The sequence below is a fragment of the Cereibacter changlensis JA139 genome, assembly GCF_003034985.1.
Lineage (GTDB): Bacteria > Pseudomonadota > Alphaproteobacteria > Rhodobacterales > Rhodobacteraceae > Cereibacter > Cereibacter changlensis.
In genome coordinates this window covers 36551-60059 of record NZ_PZKG01000012.1, presented here as the reverse complement: position 1 = coordinate 60059, position 23509 = coordinate 36551, and the positions used below count along the sequence as shown (strand labels likewise).

27 protein-coding genes are annotated in these 23509 nt (G+C 67.3%); 14 read left to right on the top strand and 13 right to left on the bottom strand.

The genetic code is table 11. The annotated features are described in order from the left end of the window. Positions 1 to 483: 483 nt before the first annotated feature. A complete protein-coding gene (locus C5F48_RS25060) occupies positions 484 to 636 on the top strand; it encodes a hypothetical protein (RefSeq protein ID WP_169310807.1) in 153 nt (50 codons plus the stop codon). Between the two features lie 39 nt (positions 637 to 675). Here the strand turns inward: C5F48_RS25060 and gyrB are convergent, their stop codons facing one another. The 9 genes from gyrB to mutM form a co-directional block, all read right to left on the bottom strand. Next, on the bottom strand, positions 676 to 3093 hold the full coding sequence (gene gyrB, locus C5F48_RS04680) for a DNA topoisomerase (ATP-hydrolyzing) subunit B (RefSeq protein ID WP_107662744.1): 2418 nt from the start codon (positions 3091 to 3093) through the stop codon (positions 676 to 678). 79 nt (positions 3094 to 3172) lie between these two features. Next, complete coding sequence (locus C5F48_RS04675; protein ID WP_107662743.1) at positions 3173 to 3793, bottom strand: LysE family translocator; 621 nt, start codon at positions 3791 to 3793, stop codon at positions 3173 to 3175. Further along, on the bottom strand, positions 3790 to 4215 hold the full coding sequence (locus tag C5F48_RS04670; protein ID WP_107662742.1) for a VOC family protein: 426 nt from the start codon (positions 4213 to 4215) through the stop codon (positions 3790 to 3792). The genes C5F48_RS04675 and C5F48_RS04670 overlap by 4 nt, the downstream gene beginning before the upstream one ends. Then, positions 4212 to 5303 (bottom strand): DNA replication/repair protein RecF, encoded by a 1092-nt coding sequence (gene recF, locus C5F48_RS04665; protein WP_107662741.1) that lies wholly within the window; start codon positions 5301 to 5303, stop codon positions 4212 to 4214. The genes C5F48_RS04670 and recF overlap by 4 nt, the downstream gene beginning before the upstream one ends. A gap of 127 nt (positions 5304 to 5430) precedes the next feature. Continuing rightward, positions 5431 to 6549, bottom strand: a complete 1119-nt coding sequence (dnaN, locus tag C5F48_RS04660; protein ID WP_107662740.1) for a DNA polymerase III subunit beta — start codon at positions 6547 to 6549, stop codon at positions 5431 to 5433. Positions 6550 to 6675: 126 nt separating this feature from the next. Next, positions 6676 to 8061: a chromosomal replication initiator protein DnaA gene (dnaA, locus tag C5F48_RS04655; protein WP_107662739.1), complete on the bottom strand. Its 1386-nt coding sequence runs from the start codon at positions 8059 to 8061 to the stop codon at positions 6676 to 6678. 523 nt (positions 8062 to 8584) lie between these two features. Further along, positions 8585 to 8863: a 30S ribosomal protein S20 gene (gene rpsT / locus C5F48_RS04650; RefSeq protein WP_107662738.1), complete on the bottom strand. Its 279-nt coding sequence runs from the start codon at positions 8861 to 8863 to the stop codon at positions 8585 to 8587. A 97-nt stretch (positions 8864 to 8960) separates the two neighbouring features. Beyond that, positions 8961 to 9737, bottom strand: a complete 777-nt coding sequence (locus C5F48_RS04645; protein WP_107662737.1) for an enoyl-CoA hydratase — start codon at positions 9735 to 9737, stop codon at positions 8961 to 8963. A 62-nt stretch (positions 9738 to 9799) separates the two neighbouring features. Next, positions 9800 to 10651: a bifunctional DNA-formamidopyrimidine glycosylase/DNA-(apurinic or apyrimidinic site) lyase gene (gene mutM, locus C5F48_RS04640; protein ID WP_107662736.1), complete on the bottom strand. Its 852-nt coding sequence runs from the start codon at positions 10649 to 10651 to the stop codon at positions 9800 to 9802. A gap of 95 nt (positions 10652 to 10746) precedes the next feature. Between mutM and ubiE the strand changes: the two genes are divergently transcribed. Both ubiE and ubiB read left to right on the top strand, forming a co-directional pair. Next, positions 10747 to 11499 carry a bifunctional demethylmenaquinone methyltransferase/2-methoxy-6-polyprenyl-1,4-benzoquinol methylase UbiE gene (gene ubiE / locus C5F48_RS04635; protein ID WP_107662735.1) on the top strand — a complete coding sequence of 251 codons (753 nt, stop codon included), beginning with the start codon at positions 10747 to 10749 and terminating at the stop codon, positions 11497 to 11499. Further along, the gene (gene ubiB, locus C5F48_RS04630) at positions 11500 to 13029 is read left to right on the top strand and encodes a 2-polyprenylphenol 6-hydroxylase (protein WP_107662734.1); all 1530 of its coding nucleotides are present in this window, start codon (positions 11500 to 11502) and stop codon (positions 13027 to 13029) included. Here ubiB and C5F48_RS25975 read toward each other — a convergent pair whose 3' ends face one another. From C5F48_RS25975 to C5F48_RS25055, 3 genes are read right to left on the bottom strand one after another with little or no spacing between them, the layout of a single operon-like run. Further along, positions 13030 to 13323, bottom strand: coding sequence for a FlgD immunoglobulin-like domain containing protein (locus C5F48_RS25975; RefSeq protein WP_258186484.1), 294 nt, complete (start codon positions 13321 to 13323; stop codon positions 13030 to 13032). Next, a complete protein-coding gene (locus tag C5F48_RS25970; protein WP_258186483.1) occupies positions 13311 to 13682 on the bottom strand; it encodes a flagellar hook capping FlgD N-terminal domain-containing protein in 372 nt (123 codons plus the stop codon). Before C5F48_RS25970 ends, C5F48_RS25975 begins: the two co-directional genes overlap by 13 nt. Before the next feature lie 9 nt (positions 13683 to 13691). Then, positions 13692 to 14159 (bottom strand): flagellar hook-length control protein FliK, encoded by a 468-nt coding sequence (locus C5F48_RS25055; protein ID WP_107662733.1) that lies wholly within the window; start codon positions 14157 to 14159, stop codon positions 13692 to 13694. Positions 14160 to 16314: 2155 nt separating this feature from the next. Between C5F48_RS25055 and C5F48_RS04615 the strand changes: the two genes are divergently transcribed. From C5F48_RS04615 to C5F48_RS04590, 6 genes are all read left to right on the top strand, one after another. Then, entirely contained in the window at positions 16315 to 16587 is a 273-nt protein-coding gene (locus C5F48_RS04615; protein WP_107662752.1) for a rod-binding protein, read from the top strand. After that, a complete protein-coding gene (locus tag C5F48_RS04610) occupies positions 16577 to 16912 on the top strand; it encodes a hypothetical protein (RefSeq protein WP_107662732.1) in 336 nt (111 codons plus the stop codon). The genes C5F48_RS04615 and C5F48_RS04610 overlap by 11 nt, the downstream gene beginning before the upstream one ends. 205 nt (positions 16913 to 17117) lie before the next feature. Continuing rightward, complete coding sequence (locus tag C5F48_RS04605) at positions 17118 to 18410, top strand: flagellin N-terminal helical domain-containing protein (protein ID WP_107662731.1); 1293 nt, start codon at positions 17118 to 17120, stop codon at positions 18408 to 18410. Between the two features lie 70 nt (positions 18411 to 18480). Continuing rightward, positions 18481 to 18858: a flagellar biosynthesis regulator FlaF gene (flaF, locus tag C5F48_RS04600; protein WP_107662730.1), complete on the top strand. Its 378-nt coding sequence runs from the start codon at positions 18481 to 18483 to the stop codon at positions 18856 to 18858. Continuing rightward, a complete protein-coding gene (flbT, locus tag C5F48_RS04595) occupies positions 18855 to 19259 on the top strand; it encodes a flagellar biosynthesis repressor FlbT (RefSeq protein WP_107662729.1) in 405 nt (134 codons plus the stop codon). The genes flaF and flbT overlap by 4 nt, the downstream gene beginning before the upstream one ends. Then, positions 19256 to 20065, top strand: coding sequence for a DUF1217 domain-containing protein (locus C5F48_RS04590; RefSeq protein WP_107662728.1), 810 nt, complete (start codon positions 19256 to 19258; stop codon positions 20063 to 20065). The genes flbT and C5F48_RS04590 overlap by 4 nt, the downstream gene beginning before the upstream one ends. Here C5F48_RS04590 and C5F48_RS04585 read toward each other — a convergent pair whose 3' ends face one another. Continuing rightward, the gene (locus C5F48_RS04585; protein WP_107662727.1) at positions 20066 to 21379 is read right to left on the bottom strand and encodes a FliI/YscN family ATPase; all 1314 of its coding nucleotides are present in this window, start codon (positions 21377 to 21379) and stop codon (positions 20066 to 20068) included. It abuts the gene before it with no gap. 84 nt (positions 21380 to 21463) lie between these two features. Here C5F48_RS04585 and C5F48_RS04580 point away from each other — a divergent pair, with 84 nt between their 5' ends. Genes C5F48_RS04580 through C5F48_RS04560 form a run of 5 tightly spaced genes read left to right on the top strand, consistent with a single transcriptional unit; the run spans position 21464 to position 23502 of the window. Then, entirely contained in the window at positions 21464 to 21844 is a 381-nt protein-coding gene (locus C5F48_RS04580; protein WP_107662751.1) for a FlgB family protein, read from the top strand. Then, the gene (gene flgC / locus C5F48_RS04575) at positions 21844 to 22224 is read left to right on the top strand and encodes a flagellar basal body rod protein FlgC (RefSeq protein ID WP_107662726.1); all 381 of its coding nucleotides are present in this window, start codon (positions 21844 to 21846) and stop codon (positions 22222 to 22224) included. The genes C5F48_RS04580 and flgC overlap by 1 nt, the downstream gene beginning before the upstream one ends. A gap of 12 nt (positions 22225 to 22236) precedes the next feature. Continuing rightward, positions 22237 to 22521, top strand: a complete 285-nt coding sequence (gene fliE, locus C5F48_RS04570; RefSeq protein WP_107662725.1) for a flagellar hook-basal body complex protein FliE — start codon at positions 22237 to 22239, stop codon at positions 22519 to 22521. After that, a complete protein-coding gene (locus tag C5F48_RS04565; protein ID WP_107662750.1) occupies positions 22521 to 22787 on the top strand; it encodes a flagellar biosynthetic protein FliQ in 267 nt (88 codons plus the stop codon). The genes fliE and C5F48_RS04565 overlap by 1 nt, the downstream gene beginning before the upstream one ends. A gap of 1 nt (position 22788) precedes the next feature. Further along, complete coding sequence (locus C5F48_RS04560) at positions 22789 to 23502, top strand: flagellar hook-basal body complex protein (RefSeq protein WP_107662724.1); 714 nt, start codon at positions 22789 to 22791, stop codon at positions 23500 to 23502. Positions 23503 to 23509: the final 7 nt, after the last annotated feature.

Sequence of the window (23509 nt, the reverse complement as noted above, 5' to 3'; positions counted from 1 at the left end):
GATGCGGGCCGAAGTTGGCGTCGATCCAGTCGACCCGGCGCCGGTCACCAGCGCCAGCGNGCCGTCGAGCCGCCCGGCCAGCTGCACCAGCTGCTGCGGCAGGCCGCTTTCCACCCGCACGGCATGCGGCCCGTCGGCGATGTCCACCAGCGTGCCGTCGATATCGAGAAACAGGGCCCAATCGGCGGGATGCTCCAGAGCGGAGCGCAGGCGCGCGGGGCCATCTTCGAGACCGGAATGCCGGGTGTTCAGCTGCATGGAGCCTCCGTTACGGGTTGCGGACATGGGACAACGCGCCCGGGGCGCGTTCGGTTCACTTTCTATTGCGTCGGCGCCGGGGCCCGGACGGCAGGGCTGAAGCAGCATGGCCCGGGTCGGAACCGACAGGCGGCAAAAAACGCAGGTTCCCGCGAGGGAACCGGAGCGCGGTTTCGTGGTTGGCCCAGATCGACAGGACACACACGGATCAACAGGGAGGATCACATGTCGGAACTGATCTGGCGGCTCGTCATGGGCACGATCATCGGCCTTGGCTTCGGCACGGTCTTCGGCGTCGCCATCGGCCAGCTGGCTGTCGGCTGGGCCGTCGGCCTGATCGTCGGTTGTCTGTTCGCCGCGACGCCTGTGCGTCGCTGAGGCGGGGAAGCGGCAGCGCCGGAACGCTGCCGCCGGTGATCAGAAGTCGAGGTTCTCGACGTTCAGCGCGTTCTGCTGGATGAACTCGCGCCGCGGTTCGACGACATCGCCCATCAGCTTGGTGAAGATGTCGTCGGCTTCGGCCAGATCGTCGACCTTGACCTGCAACAGCGTCCGCGCCTCGGGATCGAGCGTGGTTTCCCAGAGCTGCTCGGGGTTCATCTCTCCCAAACCCTTGTAGCGCTGCAGCGACAGACCCTTCTCGCCCTCGGCCAGAATGGCCTTCAAGAGGTCGATCGGGCCGTGGATCATCTGGTCGCGGTCCTTGCGCATCAGCCGGGCCGGCGCCTGGTAATGTTCGCGCGTGGCGGTCGAGACATGCGACAACCGCCGCGCATCGGCTGAGCGCAGCACCGCGCCATCGAGCGTGCGCAGTTCCTCGACGCCGCGCAGGATGCGCGACAGGCGGATGCCGTGATCCTGGGTGATGCGCCCGGTCCAGCCGCGTTCGTATTCCACGGCGATGCCGTCGAGCCGCTTGGCCACCGTATCGGCCACCAGCTGCAGATCTTCGTCGGCGCGGCCCGGATCGAAGGCGCCGGCCAGCGCCGCCTGTTCGAGGATGTTGCGCGGGTAGTGGGTCGGGAAGGCCTCCAGCACCCGGCGGAACTGCCGCGCGCCCTCGATCACCCGGGCGAGGTCGGCGCCCGCGATCTTCTCGCCATTGCCGAGCTGCAGGATCGCGCCGTCGATGCCCATCTGGATCAGGTAATCCTCGAGCGCGGCCTGATCCTTCAGGTAGACCTCGGACTTGCCGCGGGCGACCTTGTAGAGCGGCGGCTGGGCGATGTAGAGGAAGCCCCCCTCGATGATCGAGGGCATCTGCCGGAAGAAGAAGGTCAAGAGAAGCGTGCGGATATGCGCGCCGTCGACATCGGCGTCGGTCATGATGACGATCTTGTGGTAGCGCAGCTTGTTGATGTCGAACTCGTCGCGGCCGATCCCGGCGCCGAGCGCGGTGATCAGCGTGCCGACGGTTTCCGACGACAGCATCCGGTCGAAGCGGGCGCGTTCCACGTTGAGGATCTTGCCGCGCAGCGGCAGCACGGCCTGGTTCTTGCGCGCCCGGCCCTGCTTGGCCGAACCGCCTGCCGAGTCACCCTCAACGATGAAGATCTCGGACAGCGCCGGGTCCTTCTCCTGGCAATCCGCCAGCTTGCCAGGCAGCGAGGCCACGTCCATCGCGGTCTTGCGCCGGGTCATCTCGCGCGCCTTGCGCGCCGCCTCGCGGGCCAGCGCCGCCTCGACGATCTTGCCGACGATGATCTTGGCGTTGGTCGGGTTCTCTTCGAACCACTCGGCCAGCTTCTCGTTCACGAGGTTCTCGACCGCGGGCCGGACCTCGGAGGAAACGAGCTTGTCCTTGGTCTGGCTGGAGAATTTCGGATCGGGCACCTTCACAGAGAGAACGCAGGTCAGACCCTCGCGCGCGTCGTCGCCGGTGAAATCCACCTTCTCGCGCTTGGCGATGCCGGAGGACTGGGCATAGGCGTTGATCGTGCGGGTCAGCGCGCCGCGGAAGCCCGCCATATGCGTGCCGCCATCGCGCTGCGGGATGTTGTTGGTGAAGGGCAACACCGTCTCGTGGTAGCTGTCGTTCCACCACATCGCCACTTCGACGGTGATCCCCGCGCGTTCACCGATGATGTAGATCGGCTCGGGCATGATCGAGGATTTCGAGCGGTCGAGATACTTCACATACTCCCGCACGCCGCCCTCGTAGAAGAGCTCGGTCTTCAGCGGTTCGGCGGGGCGTTCGTCTTCCAGCAGGATGCGGACGCCGGAGTTGAGGAAAGCGAGCTCGCGCAGGCGGTTTTCCAGCGTCTTGTAGACGTAATCGAGGTTCGAGAAGGTCTGGGTCGAGGCGAGGAAGCGCACCTCTGTGCCCTTCTCGCCCGGGGCGTCACCGACGACGCGCAAGGGCTCCACCGTCTCGCCATGGGCGAATTTGGCGTAATATTCCTTGCCGTTGCGCCAGATCCGTAGCTCCAGCCATTCCGACAGCGCGTTCACCACCGAGACGCCGACGCCGTGCAGGCCGCCCGAGACCTTGTAGCTGTTCTGGTCGAATTTGCCGCCCGCATGCAGCTGGGTCATGATGACCTCGGCCGCCGAGACGCCCTCGCCCTGGTGCATGTCGACCGGGATGCCGCGACCGTTGTCGCGCACCGAAACCGAGCTGTCGGCATGGATCTTCACGCTGACGGCGGTGGCGTGACCGGCCAGCGCCTCGTCGATGCCGTTGTCCACGACCTCGTAGACCATGTGATGCAGGCCCGAGCCGTCGTCCGTGTCACCGATATACATGCCGGGACGCTTGCGGACGGCTTCCAACCCCTTCAAAACCTTGATGGAATCTGCGCCGTATTCTTCCGGCACTTTTGCTGCTTCGGCCATGCGGACCCACCCTTTTCATTACCCGCAACTTATAGCCGCCGGGGGGGGGAATGTCACGCGCCTGCCATAGATTTAGCGGTCAGGAGAGGGCAATCACGCCTGCAACCGCAATCAGCAGCACCCCCGCCGTGACGTTCAGCCGACGCAGCGCCTCCGGCGAGGACAGAAGCCGCCGCACCCGGTCGACCATCAGCGCGAAGCAGAGGTTTCCGGCCATTGGGATCGCCGCCGAGACCGCGAGGATCGCCGCGACATCGACAGAGGTCAGGCGGGTGAGGTCGAAGAAGCCGGGCAGCACGCCCATGTAGAACAGGATCGCCTTGGGATTGCCGAGGATCACCGCGATGCCGGCGGCGAAGCCCGCGAAACGGCCAGGGCGGGTGAGGCGGCTGTCGGTGGAGATCGGCTTGCCGGCGTTGCGGATCAGCATCCAGCCCATGACGAGAAAGATCGCCACCGCCACCCAGCGCAGCACGGACATGAAATCGGCGTAGACCGAGGCGACCCAGCTCAGCCCGAAGATCGCGGCGAGCGGCCAGAAGAGATCGCCGAGCGCGACCCCCACGGCCAGCGGCCAGGCGGCGGCGAAGCCTCCGGTGAGGCCGCGGGCGATCATCGCCACCCAGACCGGGCCGGGGGTGAGGAACAGGATGACGAGGGCGCCGCAGTAGAGCAGCAGGCTTTCCGCAGCGATGGTCATGCGGGCAACGTCAGGCTGCCGTCTGCGGCCAAGGGCCAGAACGGGTTCATCGCAACCTCCCAGACATGGCCATCGGGATCGGCCCAGTAGCCGGAGTAGCCGCCCCAGAACACCTTCTCCGGCGGCTTCAGCGCCGTGGCGCCCGCCGCCAGCGCTTGCGTGAAGGCCGCATCGACCTCGGCCTCGGTGGCGAAGTTCTGCGCCAGCGTCACCGCCCCGGCGCCGAGGGTCGCGCCCGCCCGGCCCTGATCGGCGGCGAGGTCGGCGAGGCCGAACAGCGCCAGCGCCAGACCGTTCAGCTGGAAGAAGGCGATGCGCTCCTGCTGGCCGTGCTGGCGCCAGCCGAGGCGTTCGTAGAAGGCGATGGCGGCGGCCAGATCGGCGACCCCCAGCGTGATGAGCGTAACCCGTTGCGGCGTCATGCGACGATCTCCCTCACACTGGACACGCCTGCCTCCTCGGCCACTTCGAACACCTGCGCCCGGCTGCCCAGCGTGTCGAAGAGCTCTGCCCCCGTGCCGGTCATCAGCGCCTGCGCCCCCAGGGCACAGAGTTCGTCATAGAGCGCAGCGCGCCGTCCGGCGTCAAGATGGGCCGCGACCTCGTCCAGGAGCAGGATCGGCGCCGCCCCAAGATCCTCGGCCAGCGCGCGGGCATTGGCGAGGATCAGCGAGATCAGCAGCGCCTTCTGCTCGCCGGTGGAGCATTGATCGGCGCCGACGCCCTTCGCCGCATAAACCGCCAGCAGATCCGTGCGATGCGGGCCGATCAGCGTGCGCCCCGCCGCCATGTCGCGCCGCCGCCCCTCGGCCCAGGCCGTCGCCAGATCCTCGGGCTCCTCGCCGGAGAGGCTGAGCGCGGCATGGGGAAAGGCGGTCGCAGCGCCCTCCTGCGCGGCATTCAGCCGCGCCAGCGCCGCCGCGCGATGCGCCACGATCAGCGCCGCTGCCTCGGCCATCCGCGCCTCCAGCGCGCCATACCAATGCGGGTCGCCCACCTGATCCTTCAGCAGCCGGTTGCGGTCGCGCATCGCCTTCTCATAGGCCAGCACCGCCTCGGCGTGATCGGGGGCGAAGCTCATGGTCATGCGGTCGAGAAACCGCCGCCGCCCCTCGGCCGCCTCGATCCAGAGCCTGTCCATCGCCGGCACCAGCCAGAGCAGCCGGGCGATCCGGCCCAGCATCACCTGCGTCGCGGCCTTGCCGTCGATCCGCACCTGCCGCTGCGCCCCGGCCTCGGCCCAGGTCTCGACCTCATGCGCGCCGTGCAATCCCCGAAGATCGGCGCTGACCTTCCAGCCCAGAGCCTCGGGCCGCCGGGCGATCTCCTCGGCGCCGGCGCGCCGCAACCCGCGCCCCGGGGAGAGCAGCGAGACCGCTTCGAGAATATTGGTCTTGCCCGCGCCATTGGCCCCGAAGATGGCCACCGGCCGGCCGTCGAGCTGTAGCCGCGCCGCCCTGTGGCTGCGGAAATGCGACAGGACCAGCGTCTCGATCGCAAGCCCGCGCATCACACCCTCATTTTCTGTCGAAAAATATCCCGGGGTGATGACCGCCCGGAAATCCTCCCGGGGAGGATTTCCAGGGAAGAACGCCCGGCCTGTGGCCGGGCTGGGGGGCTGGCCCCCCGGCGTCGGCTCAGACGCGCATCGGCATGACGACATAGACCGCCGACATGTCATTGCCCTCGCGCATCAGCGTCGGATCGCCCGAGGAGTTGAACAGGAAGACCGCGTTCTCGCGATCCACCTGCGAGGCGATCTCCAGGAGATACTTGGCGTTGAAGCCGATCTCCAGCTTCTCGTCGGCATAGGCCACGGCCAGCTCTTCCTCGGCGGCGCCGGAATCGGGGGCGTTCACCGAGAGCACCAGCCGGTCCTCGTCGAGCGACAGTTTCACCGCGCGCGAGCGTTCCGACGAGACGGTGGCCACGCGGTCGACCGCCTTGGCGAATTCGGCGGCATCGACCTCCAGACGGCGGGTGTTGCCGGTTGGGATGACGCGGGTGTAGTCGGGGAAGGTGCCGTCGATGACCTTGGAGGTCATGGTGAGGACGGGGGTGGCGAAGCGCACCTTGGTCTCGGACACCGACACGGTGATCTCGGCCTCGTCGTCGTCCAGCAGCTTGCGCAGCTCGTTCACCGTCTTGCGCGGCACGATGACGCCGGGCATGCCCTGCGCGCCCTCGGGCAGCGGCGCGTCGATCCGGGCGAGGCGGTGGCCATCGGTTGCGACGCAGCGCAGCACGGGGCCCTCGTCGCCGGTGGCGACATGCAGATAGACGCCGTTCAGGTAGTAGCGGGTTTCCTCGGTCGAGATGGCGAATTTCGCCTTGTCGAACAGCCGGCGCAGCACCGGGGCGGGGGCGGCGAAGTTCGAGGCATATTCCGAGCTCGCCATCACCGGGAAATCTTCCTTCGGCAGGGTGGCGAGGCTGAAGACCGAGCGGCCGGCGGTGACCGTCAGGCGGCCGGTGGCGGCGTCTTCGGTCAGGCCGACCAGCGCGCCGTCGGGCAGCTTGCGGACGATCTCGTGCAGCATGACCGCCGAGACGGTGGTGGCGCCGGGGCGGTCGACCATGGCGGCGGCGCGGTCCACAACCTCGATGTCGAGGTCGGTGGCGCGGAACGACACGGTGCTGCCCTCGGCCTCGATCAGCACGTTGGCGAGGATCGGAATCGTGTTGCGGCGCTCGACGACCGACTGGGCCTGCCCCACGGCCTTGAGCAGGGTGCCGCGTTCGATGCTGATCTTCATTCCCTCATACCCTTCTGACCGGAGCTTGCGTCAGGGACGCCAAAGCTGCCCGGCTTTTCGCCGGCTCACGTTTTTTTCGACTATGGTGGCTTTCGCGGGGCCGTCAAGGCCCCCGCCCGACCCGGTTCAGGCCTGTAGCAGCCGGCGCAACAGTTGCAGATCGTCGTTCAGCTGCGAATCCGTCGCCATCAGCTCCTCGATCTTGCGCACGCCATGCATGATCGTGGTGTGGTCGCGCCCGCCGAAGCGGCGGCCGATCTCGGGCAGCGAGCGCGGGGTCAGCTGCTTGGAGAGATACATCGCCACCTGACGCGGCCGGGCGATGGTGCGCAGCCGCTTCGGGCCGATCATGTCGGAGAGGCGGATGTTGTAATGCTCGGCCACCTTGCGCTGGATCTCCTCGATGGTGACCTTGCGGTCGGAGGCGCGGAGGATGTCGGCGAGGCAGTCCTGCGTCAGGTCGAGGTTGATCTCGCGCCCGACGAGGCTGGCGAAGGCGAAGAGCCGGGTCAGCGCGCCTTCCAGCACGCGGACGTTGGTGGTGATGCGATGGGCGAGGAATTCCAGCACGCCATCGGCCAGCATCAGGCCCTTGTACTGCTGGTGATAATATTCCGCCTTCTGCTGCAGGATGCCCAGACGCAGTTCGTAATCCGTGGGATGCAGGTCGACGACCAGACCGCATTGCAGCCGGCTCTTGATCCGCTCTTCCAGATCCTTGATCTCGCCCGGCGCGCGGTCGGCGGAGATGACGATCTGCTTGTTCTGGTCCACCAGCGCGTTGAAGGTGTGGAAGAACTCTTCCTGTGTCGAATCCTTGCCGGCGATGAACTGCACGTCATCGACCATCAGCACATCGACCGAGCGGAACAGCTCCTTGAAGCCCATGATCTCGCGCTCGCGCAGGGCCTGGACGAAGCGGTACATGAACTGCTCGGCCGAGAGGTAGAGCACCCGCAGGTCGGGCTGGCGCATCTGCAGCTCGTGGGCGATGGCATGCATCAGGTGGGTCTTGCCGAGCCCGACGCCGCCGTAGAGGAACAGCGGGTTGAAGGTCACGGGGCCACCCTCGGCCACGCGGCGGGCGGCGGCATGGGCCAGCTCGTTCGGCTTGCCGACCACGAAGCTGTCGAAGGTGAAACGCGCGTCCAGCGGGGCCCCGCGCAGGTCCTCCTCGATGACCGGCTTGGGCTTGCTGGCCTTCACCGGCGCGGGGGCCGGGGCTGCCGTTGCGGCCGGCGTGGCGGGCTGGTTGGCGGCGGGGCGCGGCGTGGCGCAGACGGCGAATTCCAGACGCTCCACTGCGGCGCCGCCCTCGGCGAGGTGCAGGCGGATGTGGTCGCCGAAGTTGCGCGACACCCAATCGCCGAAGAAGACGGTCGGCACCTCGAAGCGCGCCACGCCCTCGCCCACGCCGGCGAGCTTCAGCGGTTCGATCCAGGTGACAAAGTTGTTGCGGCCCACCCGTTGCTGCAGACCGTCACGCATTTGCACCCAAGTGTCATTCGTCATTCTTCAGCCCGTCCGTCGCTCTTTGCCTTGGCTTTGCCCGGGGCGTCATGCTCCGGGCTGCCATATTTTCGTTCGCGACTGCACCGCGCCCCCGTGCCGGATCGACACGCGGAAACGGGCCGGTCCCGCAGACAGCAGGAGCCGGTGAACAGGGTCAAAGCAGGCCGGAGCCACCGAACCGAGTCGGAGGACCTGAACCTGCAGACTGAGTGCTTAAGGCAGCACAGACTTCATAACCCATGACCGTACGTCACTCGTCATCCGGTCGCGGCAGCGCGACAACAGGCAGCGATGGTGAACGACGCACGATCAGCCATGTCCCCCCAAGGACGTAGTGAATCGCCTCCAGAAGCTAGCAACTGGGGTGGAGCCTCTGCAACCGAACTTCACTGTTGACGCACAGATTGCCAAAGCGAATCCCGGGCGGCGGGCAAAACGGCAACGCCTGTGCAAAACGCGCCTCCAGACATGCAAAAAGCGCGCCTGAAAGGCGCGCTTCTGCAATGCGGTCTTGCGGTAGGGATCAGGCTGCGGCTGCAGCGCCGAGGGTCTTCACCCGCGAGGAGAGGCGCGACATCTTGCGCGCAACGGTGTTCTTGTGCAGCACGCCCTTGGTGACGCCGCGCGCCATTTCGGGCTGGGCGGTTTTCAGAGCGGCAGCGGCAGCAGCCTGGTCGCCGGAGGCAAGAGCCTCCTCAACCTTGCGAAGGAAGGTGCGGATCCGCGAACGGCGCGCCTTGTTCACGGCATAGCGAGCCTCGGACTGGCGGGCGCGCTTCTTGGACTGGGGCGAATTGGCCATGTATCGAGTTTCCGGTTCTTCGGTTCGTGTCTATCTTGAAGCCGCGTCTTTACGGGCGACTCGGGCTCGAGTCAACCGGGTAAGGGCGGTTTTTCACCTATCTGTCACGAAACTGGGCGGTGCGCTTCTCGAGGAAGGCGGCCATCCCCTCCTTCTGGTCCTCGGTGGCGAACATCGCGTGGAACAGCCGGCGCTCGAACAGGATGCCTTCGCGCAGCGTGGTCTCGTAGCTGCGGTTCACCGCCTCCTTCACCGCCATGGCGGTGAGCGCCGATTTCTCGGCGATGCGGGCGGCGGCCTTCATCGCCTCCTCCATCAGCGTCTTCACCGGCACCACCCGGCTGACGAGGCCCGAACGCTCGGCCTCGGCGGCATCCATGAAGCGGCCGGTCAGATGCATCTCCATCGCCTTGGACTTGCCGACGAAGCGGGTCAGCCGTTGGGTGCCGCCCAGACCGGCGACGACGCCGAGGTTGATCTCGGGCTGGCCGAACTTGGCGTTGTCGGCGCAGATGATGAAGTCGCACATCATCGCCAGTTCGCAGCCGCCGCCCAGGGCATAGCCCGCCACGGCGGCGATCACCGGCTTGCGGGTCCGCATTATCGCCTCGGAATCCTTCGTGAAGAAATCGCCGCCGAACATGTCGACGAAGCTCTGCTCGGCCATTTCCTTGATGTCGGCCCCGGCGGCGAAGGCCTTCTCCGACCCGGTCAGCACGATGCAGCGCACCTTGTCGTTGCGGTCGGCCTCGCCCAGGGCCTGCGCCAGTTCCGACATCAGCTGGCTGTTCAGCGCGTTCATCGCGTCGGGCCGGTTGAGCCGGATCACCGCGACATAATCCTCGATCTCGACGATCAGCGTCTCGTAGGCCATGGCTGTTCCTTTGCACTCGCAGCGTTGGGCGAAGGTCTAGCAGCCCGGAGCAGGGGATCAAGTCATCTCTGGCAGATCGGGCAATGGAAGGTGGAGCGGCCGGATTGCACGATCCGCCCGACGATGCCGGGGCAGCCGGGGGTGACGCAGGGCTGGCCCTCGCGGTCATACACGCGGAAGGTGTGCTGGAAATAGCCGAGCTCGCCATCCGCCTGCCGGTAGTCGCGCAGCGAGGACCCGCCGGCCTCGATCGCCTCGCCCAGCACCTGCCGGATGATCGGCACCAGCGAGGCGACGGTTTCGGCGGAAAGCGCACCCGCCTTGCGGGTCGGGTCGATGCCCGCGCGGAACAGCGCCTCGCAGACATAGATGTTGCCAAGCCCCGCCACCACGCGCTGATCCAGGAGCGCCGCCTTGATCGGCGTGTTGCGGCCCTTCAGCCGCCCGATCAGGTAGGCCTCGTGGAAGGCGTTGCCCAAGGGCTCCGGCCCGAGCCCCGCCAACAGCGGGTGTTCCGCCGCGTGATCGGTCGGCATCAGATCCATCGAGCCGAAGCGCCGGGCGTCGTTGAAGGTGACCCGCGCGCCGCTGTCCATGGTCAGCACCACATGGTCGTGCTTGGCCGGGGCCGGGTGGTCGTGGTGGAACTCGCCCAGCATCGCGCCGGAAACCAGCATCCGCCCCGACATGCCGAGATGGATCAGCAGGCTTTCGCCGCTGTCGAGATCGGCGAGGATGTATTTCGACCGCCGCCGCAGCGCGAGGATCCGCTGGCCGGTCAGCCGCTCGGCCATGCGTTCCGGGAAGGGCCAGCGCAGGTTGGGGCGGTTCACCAGAGCCTCGGTGATGACATGGCCGGTGAGCACGGGCTCCAGCCCGCGGCGCACGGTTTCGACCTCGGGCAGTTCGGGCATTCTCACTCCGCGACAGATGGCAGCACGGCGGCGCATTGCACGCCCCCGTCTGGCGGCCTATAAAGAGGGGTCAAAGCGAAGGACGGCAAGACCCGATGACCGATGATCAGTCCAACACCACCCATTTCGGCTTCCAGACGGTGCCCGAAGGCGACAAGGCCGGAATGGTTCATGGGGTCTTCACCCGCGTGGCCTCGAAATACGACATCATGAACGACCTCATGTCGATGGGCATCCATCGGCTGTGGAAGGATGCGATGATGGACTGGCTCGCCCCGCGCGCCGGTCAGCGCCTGCTCGACGTGGCTGGCGGCACCGGCGACATCGCCTTCCGCTTCCTCGGCCGCGCGCCGGGGGCGACGGCGGTGGTCTGCGACATGACCGAGAGCATGCTGGTGGCGGGCCGCCAGCGCGCCGAGGCCGACAGCATGTCGGAACGGCTGGATTGGGTGACGGGCGATGCGATGGCCTTGCCCTTCAAGGACAACAGCTTCGACGTCTACACCATCAGCTTCGGCATCCGGAACGTGACCCGGGTGCAGGATGCGCTGAACGAGGCCTTCCGGGTGCTGCGCCCCGGCGGGCGGCTCATGGTGCTGGAGTTCAGCCAGTTGCCCAATGCGGCGATGCAATGGGCCTATGACCGCTATTCCTTCAACGTGATCCCGGTGATGGGCCAGATCGTGGCGAATGACCGCGACAGCTATCAATATCTGGTGGAATCGATCCGCAAATTCCCCGATCAGGAGACCTTCCTGAAGATGATCCAGAAGGCCGGCTTCGGTCAGGCCAAGTATCGCAACCTGTCGATGGGTATCGCTGCGCTGCATTCCGGCTGGAAGCTGTAAGTGCGCGGACCCCACAACATCTGGCGGTTGATCCGCACGCTTGCCACAATGGAGCGGACGGGGGCGATCGGGGTCGTGCTGGCGGCGCTGGACGCGCCGCCGCGGATCCGGCTGGTGGCGCGCGTGCTCGGCTGGCCTTTCGCCTGGGTCGGGCTGAAGGGCGACGAGACGCTGCCGCCGGCGACCCGCGCGCTGACCGCGCTCGGCCCGGCCTATATCAAGTTCGGCCAGATCCTTTCGACCCGGCCCGACGTGGTCGGCCCGGAGATGGCGCTGCAACTGCAATATCTGCAGGACAAGCTGCCGCCCTTCCCGGTGGACGTGGCGAAAGCCATGGTCGAGGCCGAGCTGAACCGGCCGGTGAGCGAGATCTTCTCGGAGTTCTCCGAACCCGTCGCCGCCGCCTCCATCGCCCAGGTGCATCGGGCGCGGCTGGCCGACACCGGGGTGCAGGTGGCGGTGAAGGTGCTGCGCCCGGGGATCGAGCGGTCGTTCCGCACCGATATCGACGCCTTCTACCTTGCGGCGCGGATCATCGAGATGCTGTCGCCGGCCTCGCGCCGGCTGCGGCCGACCGATGTGATCACGCATTTCGAGGGCGTGGTGAACGGCGAGCTGGACCTGCGGCTGGAATCGGCGGCGGCGGGCGAATTCGCCGCCAACACCGAGAATGACGTCGGTTTCCAGGTGCCGAAGCCGATCTGGAACCTCTCCGGGCGCCAGGTGATGACGCTGGGCTGGGCCGAGGGGCTGAGCCTCGCCGACAATGCGGCGCTGGATGCGGCCGGGCACAACCGCGAGGTGCTGGGCACGCGGGTGCTGCAGCTGTTCCTCAGCCACGCGCTGCGCGACGGGTTCTTCCACGCCGACATGCATCAGGGCAACCTGAAGGTGGCGGCGAACGGCGACATCATCGCCTATGATTTCGGCATCATGGGGCGGCTCGACGAATATACCCGCCGGGTCTATGCCGAGATCCTGTTCGGCTTCATCCGCCGCGACTACCGCCGGGTGGCCGAGGTGCATTTCGAGGCCGGCTACGTGCCCGCCGACCGCGACATCGACGAATTCGCCCGGGCGCTGCGGGTGGTGGGCGAGCCGATCTTCGGCATGGACGCCACCTATATCTCGATGGCGAAGCTCTTGGCCTATCTCTTCGAGGTGACCGAACGCTTCGGCATGGAGACGCGGACCGAGCTGATCCTCTTGCAGCGCACCATGGTGGTGGTCGAGGGCGTGGCGCGAAGCCTCGATCCGCGGATCAACATCTGGCAGGTGGCCCGGCCGATCGTCGAGGATTACATCAAGGAAAACGTCGGTCCCAAGGCGATCCTGCGCGACCTGACGCGGACGGCCAGGGTGGTCGGCCGCTTCGGCCCCCGCCTGCCGCGGCTGGTCGAGGACCTGCTGATCCGGCAGGGCCAGACGGTGATCGTGGTGCCGCCGCGGCGCAGGCTGCACCCGGCGCTGTGGATGCTGGCCGGTTCAGGCATGACCGCGCTGGGAGTCTGGCTGGGCGCGCTGCTGTGATCACGGGGCGGCGCGCAGGCCGGTGACCCGGCTGGCCGCCACCTCCACCCCGCCGCGCAGCACCAGGAGCGTGCCGGCGTCGCTGCCGCGCGCCTCGATCACCGTGCCATAGGCCTCGACATCGGCGGTCTCCAGCAGCTTCTCGCCGAAGTAGCTTTCCAGCGACAGGCTGTAGACCCCCTCCGGCAGCGCCGCCCCGCTGGCGTCGCGCCCCTCCCATTGCATCATCCCGCCGGCGATCGACACATCCTCGCGCAGGACCAGCTCGCCGTCGGCATCCTTCACCACCAGCACCGCGCGATCCGCCCGAAGGCCGGCTCGGGCGAGATCGTCACCGGCGTGCCATCCACCCAGACCGGCGCGGCCACCCGCGCCTCGTTGCCGATCCAGCCGGCCAGCTGCGCCATGCTGACCATGCCGAAGGCTGTGTTCAGCGACGCCAGCAGTTGGTTGGTCTTCGTCTGCTGCTCCACGCCCGAGAAAGTGGCGAGCTGGACGGCGAAATCCGAGGCCTCCATCGGGTTCAGCGGATCCTGATGGCGCAGCTGGGTGGTCAGCATGTTCAGGAAGGTCTGGTAATCCGAGGCGGGCGCGGCGCTGCTGGCGGTGCGCCGCGTGGTGGCGGTGGTTTCGGTCGCGGAAACGATGGTCATGCGGGCCTCCTACATCCTGAGGTCGAGCCCGCCGCCCTGCGGCGGCAGGCTCGGCGTGGTCCGGGAAAACGGGGCTGCGAACAGGCGCTCCCTCTCCGGCGGCGGAGCCGCCGGTTGCCGCTGCGCGCCCGGGTCCGCGGAGCCGCCGCGGTCGGTGAAGCTGAAGCTGGAGCCGGCGAAACCGGCGGTCTTCAATTCCTGCTGCAACTGGTCGGCGTTGCGCCGCAGCAGATCGAGCGTGTCCGGCCGGTCGGCGCTGACGGTGACCCGCAGCCCGGCCCCCTCCTGCTCCATCCGCAGGGTGACGCTGCCGAGCTCCGCCGGCGACAGGGCCACCTCCACCCCGCCGCCGCTGCCCTTGGCCAGATCGACCAGCGCCGGCGCCACTTCCGGGGGCAGCGGACGCGGTGGGGCAGATTGATCCGCCGGCCCCGATCTTGTGGGGCCGGTCATGTCGCGAGGGACCGGCAGAGGCATCTCCCGCTCCGTCGCGCCCGGCAGGACGGGAGCGGGCCGGGTCGCGGCCTCGGCGGAAGGTTCCACTGCCGGAGCCAGCGGATCCTCCGCTTCGCCGTCCGACAGGTCCGCGCCCTGCGCCGCCGCGGGGGGGAGGACGGTGGCGGTTGGGACAGTCGCCGGTTCCGGCGCCCTTCCGGCAGATGGTTCCGCCCTGACGTCCGGCGAGAGCCGGAGGTCGAAGCGAGGCCGCGTTGGAGCGGCGGGGGCCGGAGCCAAGCCGGTCGGCGACTGTCGTGCAACCTCGGCCTGCGCCGGGGGCGGCGCCTGTAAGGGCGCGTCCCGTGGCTGATGCTGCGGCGCCTGCCGAAGGGAGGGTCCAAAGGCTGCGGTTGGATCCCCCAGCTCCTGGCCTCCGATGGCCTGGCTCGCCGGCGCCGGCTCTCCCGGCGCCTCGGCAGTGATGGCCCGGGCGACGCTCTCCCGGCGATCCGGATTCGGCTGGGTTTGCCCAGAGATTGCAGCGTCCGGGGCGATATGCCTGAACGGCCTGCCTGCCGTCTCGGCCCGCGGCGAGACCCCGAAACTGGATCGAAAACCTGCATCCGACCGTTGATCGGGCGCCTGTGGACCATCTTGCGCCTCCCCGACAGACAGCGGAACGACCGCGGCCGGTGCTTCGGAGGTGTGTTTCGGTGGCGTCCAAGTGATGGTGACAGTTGCGGGCCGCTGTGGCTCTGGACCCACCGTGCCGACCAGCGGGGGGGCTTTCGGCGCAATGAGGGCTGCGGCTGCGGCCGGGATGGCGGCAGGGAGGGCGGAGGACTCACGGACTTGTTGAGACGCCATGCCCGTTTCAGGCGGTCGTCCACCGCCGGTCCCGCCGCGGATCCTGGCGGACGCATGTTGCGGGGCCATGCCAGCGGCGGAAGTATCATCGCTTTTCGGTGCCCTATCCACCGGTTCCGGCAGGAGTGAGCCTTTGTTCAGGGAGAAGTGGAGGGTATCAATCGGAGCCGAGGATGCCGGCGAGCCTCCCGGTGCGATGGGTGCTGCGAAGGCCGCGGGCTTCTGGAGCTGTTGGCCTACAGGGAGGCCGGGATTCGGGGCGCCTGCAGCCTGCGAAGCGGCCGCCCCCTGTGATAGATGGGCTGCATCCGGCGCTCCGCCGGCCGCCAATGCGATACCCGGCTGCTCTGTATTCTGCGCCGAAGGGCGCATCAGCGGGTCAACCGCCGCGGGGGTGGAGAGCAATGTCTCGTCCGTTCCGGAAGGCGATACTGTCGACGGGGCTTCCTGCTGCGGCAAAACATCGGAGGGCGAGGTCAGACTTTTCGCGTGCGAAATGGTCGCCGGATGATTCGCATCATCCCCACCCGACGAGTGCAAGGCAACACGCGCAGCTGCCGGCTCTGCCGACACCATCATGTGTTGGAAGGTGGCGGAGACAAGCACAACCTCATGCACCTCATTTGCTTGTGCCGGCTGGGGCCTTTCCTCAGCCCGAGCCAGTGCTGGCGGCCTTGGCTGGGCGTCCAGGAAGAGGGGCGTTTGATCGGGCTCCACCCTGTCGGCCTCGGCGCTGTGGAGCTCCCCCTGTCGAGGCGAGCTCGATATTTCTTGCCTTCCTCCAGTCCCGGCGGGCTCGGGCGAAGAAAGTGAAGGCGCTGGGCTGTCAGGCGTTGGCGATTCGCTTTCGGGAAACCCATCGACAATCGGAAGCAAGGCGGAGACCGGCTCAGTTAACCCGGCAGCCGCCAGAGCGGTCATGGCCACCTCCTGCAGGTCAGAGCGCCCTTCCGGCGGCGGCTCGGGACTCTCCTCGGCAGGGCATTCATCCGGCTCCCCGGCATCTTCCGGAGACGGCGCTTCTGCCGCCGGTTCGGTATCGACCCGCCGTGCAGCGCCGAAGGGGAAAGCCGCGGGCTGCAGGGCCGCGCGTTCTGCCGGAGCAGTGGCGGTAGCCTCGAAGATAGCCTCGAACGCAGCCATGGGCTCTGCCGCCGGTAGGAGAGTGGCAGCAGTTGGGCCTGAGGCCGGTGGGGAAAGAAGGAGCGGTGCGATCATCTTTGACCTGCGACGTTCTGCCGAATGCGCCTTTATTCCGTGGAAGCGATTACCAGCTGTTTACCCGCGGCGCGCATAATCCCGAAAATCCGAAGAAATGGAGGTCGGCATGATGGCTCTGGTTCAGGCGGCGTCGCCCGCGGCGCGACAGGATCTGCTGCACAGGAGGGCGGCCGAGCTCGAGGCGGCTTTCCTGTCGGAAATGCTCGCCCACGCCGGTTTTGATGTTGCGGCGGGCAGTTTCGGCGGAGGCATCGGTGAGCAGCAGCTTGCCTCGCTGCTGCGCGGCGAGCAGGCGGCGGCAATGGTACGGGCGGGCGGCCTCGGCCTGGCTGAAAGCCTGTTTCGCGCGATGGACAGGGGGGCGGCGCATGACTTCTGACGAGGCGACGCGGCTGGCCGAGCTGCTGGACAAGATGCGGGCGGCGATTCTCGCCGGCAACCTCGGGGCGCTGACCCCGCTGGGCCAAGCTGCGGAGCAGTTGCTTGCCGAGCCGGTGCCGATGACCCAGGCGGAGGCCATGGCGCTGCGCGAGAAGGCGGCGCAGAACCTTGCCTGCCTCGTCGCCGCTGGCCGCGGCGTCCGGGCGGCGCAGCGACGCCTGGTCGAGGTCCGAGAGGCGGTGATGGGCGTGATGTCGGTCTATGACGCCCATGGGCAACGCGCCGCCTGCGCTGCCGCCAACTCGCTGATCCAGCGAATGTGAGATGCGGAGGATTTGGATCAAATGCGCGCCAGCAACAGGGGCGGCATCAAGGGGCCGTTAAGACTTCCGCGGCATCAATCGACCTGCGTCCCGGGGTGGGATGGCGCGACGGGGAGACCTGGCGCATGGGCTAGAATGCCTGTTTCGCCATTCGCAGCGATGGCTTTCCGGCTGCGCAAAGCGCAAGCCTTCAAAAGGAAACGCAATGTCTTCCATCCTCACGAATACCGGCGCCATGGTGGCGCTGCAGACCCTGAAGGGCATCAACACCAACCTTGCGAAAACGCAGGACCAGATTTCGACGGGCAAATCCGTCAACGCCGCAAAGGACAACGCGGCGGTCTGGGCGATCTCTAAGGTGATGGAGTCGGATGTCACCGGCTTCAAGGCGATCAGCGACAGCCTCGCGCTGGGCAAATCGACGGTCTCGCTGTCGTCGAAGGCAGCCGAGTCGGTCGCCAGCCTGCTGACCGAGATGAAGGGCAAGATCGTCGCCGCGCAGGAGGCGAGCGCCGACAAGACCAAGATCCAGACCGATATCGCAGCCCTGACCAAGCAGATCGACTCGGTGGTCAGCGCCGCCCAGTTCAACGGCCTCAGCCTGCTGAGCAACCGCGACTCGGCGACCACCTATGCTCTGATCAAGACCACAGTCACCGGCACTGGCAGCGTCAACGTGCTGTCCTCGCTGGATCGCTCTGCCACCGGCGTGGCCTCTGCTTCCATCGCCGTCGCCAAGCAGGATCTCGGTACCCAGGCGGCTGCCGCCGGTGGCCTGACCCTTGCCGCGGCGGCCTTCACCGCGGCCGGCACGGCCACTGCCAACGGGGCGGCGCTGGCCACCTATACGGTCGCCGGCGAAACCGCGACTGCGGGCCGCAACGCCGCGGTTATGGCGGGTGACGGCTATTCCTTCGATCTCACGAAGTTCGTCGGCACCAACGCGACGGCGACGGGCACCGCCCTCTACGTGGCGCGCGATGGCGACACCACCACCGACATCGCGAAAAACCTCGCCGATACAATCAACTTCGAGCTGAAGAAGCAGGGGCTGAGCACCGACTTCACCATCACCGCCAGCGGAGCCACCTTCACGGTGCAGAACAACACCGCAACCGCGCTGGCGGCGGCTGCGGCGGGCGACGCGACCCTGACTGCAGGAGGCAAAGCGGGGGGAGGGCTCGCTCTCGTGGCAAAGATCGACGTGTCGACCACCAACGGGGCCAAGGCGGCGCTGTCGGCGATCGAAGGGTTGATCCAGACCTCGATCAAGGCCTCCTCGTCCTTCGGTTCGGCGGAGGGGCGGATCATGATCCAGACGAAATTCGTCGGTGACCTGATGGATTCGATGAAGGCAGGTATCGGCTCGATGGTCGACGCCGATATGGAAGAAGCCTCGGCCCGGCTGCAGGCTTTGCAGGTGCAGCAGCAGTTGGGCATTCAGGCGCTTTCGATCGCCAACCAGGCCCCGCAGAACATCCTTTCGCTCTTCAGGTGATGGTTGACGAGCCGGGCAGCGGCTCGCCCGGCTCGCTCCGCAGCTTGTGAACCCTTGGAAAGGATGATCCATGTCCACCGCCCAGATGGCCCGCCTCGCCTACTCCCGGCCCGAGGCCCCCGCCCGCACCGCGCGTGGCGTGGAATACGACTTGCTCGCCCGAATCACGCAGAAGCTCTCGCAGTCCGACCAGCAGCGATCCGAGGATTACGTCGTCTTCGCCGCTGCGCTTCAGGACAATCTAAGGCTTTGGGCGACCTTTGCCGCAGATGTGGCCGATAATGACAACGGCCTGCCGAGGAAGCTTCGCGCGCAGTTGTTCAATCTGTACCGTTTCATCGACCAGCACAGCCTGAAGGTGCTGGAGGAGGGCGGTTCCATCGCCGTGCTGATCGACATCAACACGGCGGTGATGCGGGGCCTGCGCGGCGATGGGGGGCGGGGATGACCGGCCTCGTGCTGAAGCTCGGTCCGCATGAGCGGGTGCTCATCAATGGCGCGGTGATCGAGAATGGCGAACGGCGCTCCAAGCTGGCGGTCATGACGCCGAACGCCAACATCCTGAGGTTGCGCGACGCGATTCATCCGGGCGAGGTGACGACCCCGGTGCGGCGCGTCTGCTATATCGCCCAGCTGGTGCTGTCGGGGGATGTCGATGCGGCGAAGGCGCGGTTGCAACTGCTGCGCGGGATAGAACAGCTCAGTCAGGTGCTGACCGATCAGGACAGTCGGGTGCAGCTTGCGCTGGCGACGACGGCGGTGATGGAGGATCAGTATTATCAGGCGCTGAAGGCCCTGCGCAGCCTGCTGCCCCGGGAGGAGCGGCTGCTTGCCGCGCGGCCGGAATGAGCTTCGCCCCCGTCGTCCCTTCCGGCGGCATTACAGGCTGGATCTTCCTGAAGCGGACGATGCCAGCGCAACAGGCAGCGCAAAACGCGCTGCCTTCGTCCCGGCGCGACGAGGCTTATTTCCGGGAGAAGATCGGCAAGGTCACTTCGGCGGAAGACCTGATCGCCGACCGACGGTTGCTGTCGGTGTCGCTCGGCGCCTTCGGGCTCGAGGCGGATATCAACAACAAGTACTTCATCCGTAAAGTGCTGGAGGGAGGGACGCTGGATGCGGCCTCGCTCGCCAACAAGCTTGCGGACAAGCAGTATCTGAAACTTGCGGCGGCCTTCGGCTTTGACCTCGGGGTGCCCAACACCCAGCTCTCGGGGTTCGCCGACAGTATCCTGTCGCAATACGCGACACGTCGGTTCGAGACGGCGGTCGGCGCGCAACGCGACGACATGCGCCTGGCGCTGAATGCCGAGCGGGAGCTGAAGACGCTCGCCGGCTCGACCTCCAGTGACAGGACGAAGTGGTATGGTGTGCTGGGGTCTGCCCCGCTGCGCAAGGTGTTCGAGACGGCTCTTGGGCTGCCTGCCGCCTTCGCTTCCATCAATCTGGATCAGCAGGTGACCGTGATGAAGGCCAAGACTGATGCGCTTTTCGGCGAGGAGAGCTTGGCGCAGTTTGCCGATCCGGCGAAGACGGAGCTGCTGATCCGCCGGTTCCTGATGCGCTCCGACGCTGCGGGCCCGGCGACCTCGCCGGCGCTGCAACTGCTGCAGGCCTCGGGCAGGGGCTCCGGCCTGCTGTCGCTGCTGCGCTGATCAGGCATTGCCAAGACAGGCCGCAAGACGGCGGAAGCTGCCGACGATGCCGTCCGGCGCATCCTCGGCGAGGAAGGCATCCAGCGCGGGCCAGACCCGGATCGCCGCATCGACCTGCGGATCACTCCCCTTGGCGTAGAGCCCCGCCTGGATCATCAGCTCGGCCCGGTCATAGGCGCCAAGCAGACGCCGGGCAGCCACAATCTGCAGGTTCTCGGCGGGGGAGGCCGCTTCCGGCAAGCTGCGGGAGACCGAGCGCAGCAGATCGATGGCGGGAAACCGGCCGCGCTCCGCGATCTTGCGGTCCATCACCACATGCCCGTCCAGCACGCCGCGCAGGATATCGGCTACCGGCTCCTCCATATCCGAGCCCGCCACCAGAACGGTGAAGACCGCCGTGATGTCGCCCGACCCTTCAGGACCGGGCCCGGCGCGCTCGGCCAGCGACATGATCGTGTGGGCGGTCGAGGGCGGGAAGCCGCGCATGTTGCCCTGCTCGCCTCCAGCCAAGGCAACCTCGCGATGCGCCTCGGCAAAGCGGGTGATCGAATCGATCAGCAGCAGCACATGCAGACCCTGATCGCGAAAATGCTCGGCAACCGCCATCGCCGCCCAAGCGCAGCGCCGCCGGATCAAGGGTGACTGGTCCGAGGTCGCGGTGACGACGCAGGCCCGAGACATCCCATCAGGACCGAGAATCTTCTCGGTGAAGTCGCGCAGCTCGCGGCCGCGTTCGCCGACCAAGCCGATCACCACCACATCGGCGCTCACGCCGCGGGCGAACTTCGCAAGCAGAGAGGATTTCCCGACTCCGGAGCCGGCGAAAAGCCCGATCCGCTGGCCTTGGACCAGCGGCAGCAAGGTGTTGAACACGGCGACGCCGGTTTCGAGACGCGGCCCGAGACTGCGGCGACTTGCGGCCGCAGGCGCGGAGCGGCGCAGCGGTTGCGCCGCCGGGCCGCGAAACAGTGGCCTGCCGTCGAGTGGATGGCCGAACGGGTCGACGATCCGGCCGATCCAGCTGGAGTCCGGCGCGATTCCGGCGCAGCCCAGCAGCCGTACAGCGTCGCCGATCGCCAGCCCTTCCGACAGCCCGTCCGGCAGCACGGTAAGCCCGTCCCGCGCCAGCCGCAGGACCTCGCCGCCAAGCGCCTGGCCCTGCCTGAGAATTTCTACCCGATCACCAAGGCCCGCTCGGTCTGAGAGGCCGGTGACCCGAACGGCGCCCTGCGCCACCTCGGCTACACGGCCGATGCGGTGCAGCCAGGGGATGCCGGCGATTTCCGAACGAAGCGTGACAAATACTTCCGACATTCGATTCCCCCTTCGTTCTCCGATCACCGTTTCTAAAGGAATCGCCCTTAAGTCTTGGTGAAGCAGCTCGAGGGAGAAGCCCCGGTGTTTCAGAAGCCAGATATCCTGAAGATGGCCGATGCCATGGCCGCCCATGCGGGGGCGCGGATGGGGGTTATCGCCGCCAATGTCGCCAATGCCGATACGCCCGGCTACAGGGCGCAGGACCTGCCGGAGTTCGCCTCCGCCTATGACGAGGCAGGTCGCTTGCGCGTGACGCGCCCGGGTCACCGGACGTCCGCGCAGGACCCGTCGCTGCCCATGGCTGTCACATCGGGCGGCGCCGAAGCGCCCAACGGCAATTCCGTCTCGCTCGAGGCGGAGATGGTCAGGGCGGTGGATGTGAGGCAGCAGCACGACATGGCGCTGGCGATCTACCAGAGCGCGTCGCGCCTGCTGCGCACCAGCCTGGGACGGGGCAGCTGATGGGCGACCTGTTCACCTCCCTCTCGCTGGCCGCCTCCGGCATGCGCTCGCAGGCGATCCGGCTGCGCCATGTTTCGGAGAACATCGCCAATGCCGATACCCCCGGCTACCACCGCAAGACGGTGGCCTTCACGCCGGATCCGGACAGCGGCGTGGTCTCCGCCGGACCGGTACAGCTGGATCGGAGCGAGCTGACCAGGATCTACGATCCCGGCCATCCGATGGCCGACGAGACCGGCCATTACGACGGTTCGAATGTCGATCTGGTGATCGAAATCGCCGACGCGCGCGAGGCGCAGCGCAGCTACGAGGCGAATCTCAGGATGTTCGACCAGGCGAGGCAGATGACGACCGGCCTGTTCGAGCTTTTGCGCAGATAGGGGAGTTCCAGAATGGACATCAGAACTTCGATTGCCGCCGAGACCTATGCAAGGGCCCGCACGGCCGCGGCGCCCGAGCCGCAGCCAGCTGGGCCAGGCCTGGCACAGATTGCGGCGAGCTTTGCCGATGCCCTGGCGCAGGGCGAACAGACCGCGATCGCCGCGATGAGCGGCCGGGCCGACCCGCATGCGCTGGTGCAGGCGCTCGCCGCCTCGCAGATGGCGATCGAAACCGCCGTGACGGTGCGCGACAAGGTGGTGGAGGCCTATCAGGAGATCCTGAGGATGCCGGTATGATGACCGAGGCGCAGCTTTACGACACTCTGCGGCAGGCGCTCTGGACCGCGGTGCTGCTCTCGACCCCGCTGTTGACGGTGGCGCTGGTGGCGGGCGTCAGCATCGGCCTGTTCCAGGCCCTGACCTCGGTGCAGGAGATGACGCTGACCTTCGTGCCGAAGGTGGCGGCGATGCTGATCGTGTTCTGGGTGTCGATGAGCTTCATGACCTCGACTTTGGTCGCCTTCTTCACCGAGCGGATCGTGCCGCTGATTTCGGGGGGCTGAGATGGACGCTGCAAGCTATGCCACCCTTACCCGCCAATCCGGCCTGATGCGCGAGATGCAGGTGGTGGCCAACAACATCGCAAATCTCTCCACCAGCGGCTTCCGCCGGGAAGGGGTGGTGTTCAGCGAATTTGTGAAGCGGCTGGAGAGCGACCCGTCGCTCTCCATGGCCAGCGCCAGCGCGCGCGAGATCGACTTGAGGCAGGCCGGAATCAGCCGGACCGGCGCGGCCTTCGACTTCGCGATCCAGGGGCAGGGGTTCTTCCGGATCGAGACGCCGGGCGGCCAGCGGCTCACCCGGTCGGGCAGCTTCACCCCCTCCGCCGAGGGGGAGCTGGTCGATGCCTCCGGCAACCGCCTGCTCGACCAGGGCGGCGCGCCGATCTTCGTGCCGCCCGATGCCGGAGACCTCTCGATGGCCGAGGATGGCACGCTTTCGGCGGCAGGTGCGCCGCTCGGTCGGGTGGGGCTCTGGCAGCCCGCCGACCCGCTCGACCTGCGGCACGAGGGCGGCACGCTGTTCCGCGCCGAGGGCGGGCTGGAGCCGGTGGAGGGCGCGGTGCTGCTGCAGGGCGCGCTGGAGGACTCGAATGTGGAGCCTGTCGTCGAAGTCGCCCGGATGATCGAGGTGCAGCGCGCCTATGAGGCGGGGCAGGCCTTTCTTGATCGCGAAGACGAGCGGATGCGCGCGGTGGTGCGCATCCTTGGCCAGTAGGAGGCAG